The following is a 4,666-nucleotide window of genomic DNA, read 5'->3' as shown; positions in this document are numbered from 1 at the left end:
GGGCTGGCCCCGGGGCTGGCGGCGTGGCCGGCGCCCGGCCCGGGATGCGGCGGCCCGGGCCGCGGCGGAAAGGTCAGGGAGGGGTCGGCCGGCGGCGCGCCGGCGCCCTCCTCCCCCGGTTGCTGGTTGCCGCCGCGTCCATCCCCCGGACCCGGGCGCGGCCTGCGGCGGCCCAGCCTCACGCGGCGCCGTAGCCGCCGCCGCCGGGCGTCTCCAGCACCAGCGCGTCGCCGGCCGCGAGCTGCGCGCTGCCGGTATTGCCGGGGATCGGCTCGACGCTGCCGTCGGCCCGTTCCACCCATTGCCGGCCCGGCGCGCCATCCTGCCCGCCCGCCAGCCCATGCGGCGCGACGTTGCGGCGGGACGCGACGATCACCGCCTCCATCGGCCGGAGGAAGCGGATGCGCCGCCGGGACCCGTCGCCGCCGCGCCAGCGGCCGCCGCCGCCTGAGCCGCGGCGGATCGAGAATTCCTCGAGGCGGACGGGGTAGCGCAGCTCCAGCACCTCCGGGTCGGTCATGCGGGTATTGGTCATGTGGGTCTGCACCGGGCCCCAGCCGTCGAAGCCGCCGCCGCCCGGGAGAGGCCCGGCGCCGACGCCGCCGCAGACCGTCTCGTAATATTGGTACTCGGCATCGCCGAACAGCAGGTTGTTCATGGTCGCCTGGGCGGAGGCGCAGGCGCCGAGGGCGGCGAGCAGCGCGTTGCAGGTGACCTGGCTGACCTCCGTGTTGCCGGCCACCACCGCCGCCCCCGGCCGGGGCGAGAGGAAGGTGCCGGGCGGGACGATGATCTCGAGCGGCTTGAGGCAGCCGTCGTTCAGCGGGATCTCCTCCCCCACCAGGGCGCGGAAGCAGTAGAGCACGACGGCGCGGCAGACCGCGGCCGGGGCGTTGAAATTGGTCGGCCGCTGCGGCCCTGTGCCGGTGAAGTCGATGGCGGCGCGGCGATTGGCGCGGTCGACCCGCACCGCGACCCGCAGCGGCGTGCCGTCATCCAGCGTCGTCTCGAAGGCCCCGTCCTGCAGCCGGTCGAGCACGCGGCGCACGCTCTCCTCGGCATTGTCCATCACATGCCGCATATAGGCGCGGACGGTGTCGAGCCCCTGGTCGCGCACCGCGCGCTGCAGTTCCTGCACGCCCTTCTCGTTGGCCGCGACCTGCGCCTTGATGTCGGCGACATTCACGTCCGGCGAGCGGGCGGGGTAGCGGGCGCCGGCCAGCAGGGCGCGGAACTCCGCCTCCCGGAAGCGGCCCTGCTCGACGAGGAGGAAATTGTCGATGACCACCCCCTCCTCCTCCAGCGTCCGCGACACCGGCGGGGTGGAGCCGGGGGTGAGGCCGCCGACATCGGCATGGTGGCCGCGCGATCCCACGAAGAACAGGATCTCCCTGCCCGCGTCATCGAAGACGGGGGTGATCACCGTGATGTCCGGCAGGTGGGTGCCGCCGTTGTAGGGGTTGTTCAGCGCGACGACGTCGCCCGGCCGCAAGGGGGAGGCACTCGCCGCGCCGCGCTCCCGGATCACCGTCCGCACGCTCTCGCCCATCGCGCCCAGATGCACGGGCACATGCGGGGCATTCGCCACCAGCGCGCCGGTCGCATCGAAGATCGCGCAGGAAAAGTCCAGCCGTTCCTTGATGTTCACGCTGAGCGAGGTGTTCTGCAGCACGGCGCCGGTCTGCTCGGCGATGCTCATGAAGAGGTTGTTGAACAGCTCCAGCATCACCGGGTCGGGCCGGCCGGTCGCCTCGACGCGCGTCGCGGCGCGCGGGGTGGTGCGGCGGAGGACGAGGTGGTTCAGCGGCGTCACCTCGGCGGTCCAGCCGGGCTCGACCACCGTGGTCGCGGTGCTCTCGCGGATCAGCGCGGGGCCGGCCAGCCGGTCGCCGGCCAGCAGCGCGTCGCGGTCGTAGATCGGCGCGTCCGTCGCCTGGCCGCCCGTGAACAGCGGGACGGTGTCGATCGGCTGCAACGCCTCGCCTGCCGGGCGGGCGGGGAGCGTGGCTTCCTCCACCCGCTCGCCGGCGGCGGTCACCTCGGCGATGCAGGCCTCGACCACCACCTCGCGCTCCGGCGTGGCGAAGCCGAAGCGCTGGCGATGCGCCGCGGTGAAGGCCTCCAGCACCGCGTCATGCGCGCCGAAGGGCACCGGCAGGAAGCTGTCGGTGCCGGCATAGCGGAGATGCAGGCGGCGGGCGGCGGCGATGCGATCGGCCGGCGCGCCCTGGCGGAGCAGCTCCTCCCGCCCCTCCGCCGCCAGCGCGTCCAGCCGGGCGGCGAGGTCGTCCATCGCCTCGGGCGTCAGCGGCGCCTCCACCGCGCCTTCCCGGATCACGGTCTGGTCGGCGAGGCCCATGCCATAGGCCGAGAGCACGCCGGCGAAGGGGTGGATGAACACCGTCTCCATGCCGAGCTCATCCGCCACCAGGCAGGCATGCTGCCCGCCGGCGCCGCCGAAGCATTGCAGCGCATACTTCGTGACGTCATGGCCCTTCTGGATGGAAACCTGCTTGATCGCATTCGCCATGTTGGCGACGGCGACGCGCAGGAAGCCCTCCGCCACCGCGCGCGGGTCTGTCGCGCCGGCGGCGGGCGGCGACCCGGCTCCGCCGGAGGCGCGTGGCGACCCGGCCTCGCCGGTCGCGGTCGCGATCTCCGCCGCCAGGGCGGCGAATTTCTCCCGCACCACATCGGCATCCAGGGGTTGGTCGCCCGCCGGCCCGAACAGGCTGGGGAAATGCGCGGGCTGGATCTTGCCGACCATGACATTGGCGTCGGTCACGGTCAGCGGCCCGCCGCGGCGGTAGCAGGCCGGGCCGGGCACCGCGCCGGCGCTGTCCGGCCCCACGCGGTAGCGGGCGCCGTCGAATTGCAGGATGGAGCCGCCGCCGGCGGCCACCGTGTTGATCGCCATCATCGGGGCGCGCATGCGCACGCCGGCGACCAGCGTCTCGAAGGCCCGCTCGAACTCCCCGGCGTAGAGTGCGACATCGGTGGAGGTGCCGCCCATGTCGAAGCCGATGATGCGGTCGAACCCGGCCATGGCGGCGGTGCGGGCGGCGCCGACGATGCCGCCGGCGGGGCCGGACAGGATGGCGTCCTTGCCCTGGAAATGCCCGGCCTCGGCCAGGCCGCCATTCGACTGCATGAAATAGAGGCGCGGCTGATCCTGGCCGGCCGATTCACGCCCGCCGCCTGCGGCGTCGGACGATCGGACGGCATCCTCGTCCGGCCCGGCCGGCCGCAATTCGCCCGCCACCTGCCCGACATAGCGGCGCAGGATCGGGGACAGATAGGCATCCACCACCGTGGTGTCGCCGCGCGGGACGATGCGCGGCAGCGGGCTCGCCTGGTGGGAGAGCGAGACCTGCGGGAAGCCGACCTCGCGGGCGATCTCGCCCAGGCGGATCTCGTGCGCCGGATGCGCCCAGGCATGCATCAGCGCGATGGCGACGGCGCGGATGCCGGCCGCGAAGCCGGCCTGCAGCGCGGCGCGGGCGCCGGCCTCGTCCAGCGCCTCGATCTCCGTCCCGTCCACCGCGACGCGGCCGGCGATCTCGGCCACCCGTTCATGCAGCAGGTCCGGCAGGCGGACATTGAGGTCGAAGAGCCGCGGCCGCGCCTGGTTGCCGATGCGCAGCAGGTCGGCGAAGCCGCGGTTGACCAGCAGCAGCACCCGCTCGCCCTTGCGCTCCAGCAGGGCGTTGGTGGCGACCGTGGTGCCCATCTTCACCGCCTCGACCAGGCCGGGCGGGATGGGCGCGCCGGGCGGCAGGCCAAGGATGTGGCGGATGCCGGCGACCGCGGCGTCGCGGTAGCGCTCCGGGTTCTCCGACAGGAATTTCGCGGTGGACAGCCGGCCCGACGGGTCGCGCGCGACGATGTCGGTGAAGGTGCCGCCGCGGTCGATCCAGAATTGCCAGGAACCGCCCATCGCACCCCTCCGCCGCTCGCGTGATGGCAACAAGGCCAGGACCGTGCAAGGCCACAACGGCGCAGGGACCGGCCGGATCGCCGCCGCCTCATTGACGATTTATCTGTATCTTGTCAACGTATCCTCATCGAGAGGACACCCCGATGCCGCAGCGCCGCCGCCCGTCCCCGCCCGCCGAACCCGCCGGCCCCGGCCCGATCGTCGCCTCCGCCCATCTCGCCGCCGGCGCCTCCCCCGCCCTGTCGGAGGTGGAGTATGGCCTGATCCTCGCCGGCCATGCCTTCCAGCGCTGGATGGTGCGGAACATGGCCGCCGCCGGCCTGCCCGGCCTGTCCCCGACCGAGGTGCTGATCCTGCACGCGGTGCGGAACCGCGACCGGCCGAAGCGCCAGGCGGAGATCCTGCTGGCGCTGGGGATCGAGGATGCGCACATCGCCACCTATGCCATCCGCAAGCTGGCCGGGGCCGGGCTGGTGACGCTGGGCCGCGCGGGGAAGGAGAAGCTGGTCGCCGCCACCCCCGCCGGCGTCGCGCTCTGCGACCGCTATGCCGCCCTGCGCGAACGGCTGCTGGCCGGGCCGGTGCGGCAGGGCGGCCCGGCCGAGGCGGAGCTTTCGGCGCTGGCGGCGCTGCTGCGCACCTTGTCGGGCTTCTACGACACGGCGGCGCGCGGCGCGGCGGTGCTGTAGGCGGCGCGGCCGCGCGGCGTCGGCGCGCCGCCGCGGGCCG

General features: G+C 74.1%; 2 protein-coding genes. One reads left to right on the top strand and one right to left on the bottom strand.

All coding sequences use genetic code 11. The annotated features are described in order from the left end of the window. Positions 1–178: 178 nt before the first annotated feature. The gene (locus E2C05_RS28845) at positions 179–3,937 is read right to left on the bottom strand and encodes a hydantoinase B/oxoprolinase family protein (protein ID WP_133223075.1); all 3,759 of its coding nucleotides are present in this window, start codon (positions 3,935–3,937) and stop codon (positions 179–181) included. A gap of 143 nt (positions 3,938–4,080) precedes the next feature. Here E2C05_RS28845 and E2C05_RS28840 point away from each other — a divergent pair, with 143 nt between their 5' ends. After that, a complete protein-coding gene (locus E2C05_RS28840; RefSeq protein ID WP_133223074.1) occupies positions 4,081–4,626 on the top strand; it encodes a winged helix DNA-binding protein in 546 nt (181 codons plus the stop codon). Positions 4,627–4,666 lie beyond the last annotated feature (40 nt).

This window comes from Paracraurococcus ruber (genome assembly GCF_004353985.1).
Lineage (GTDB): Bacteria > Pseudomonadota > Alphaproteobacteria > Acetobacterales > Acetobacteraceae > Paracraurococcus > Paracraurococcus ruber.
This window is presented reverse-complemented; position numbering and strand designations above follow the sequence as displayed.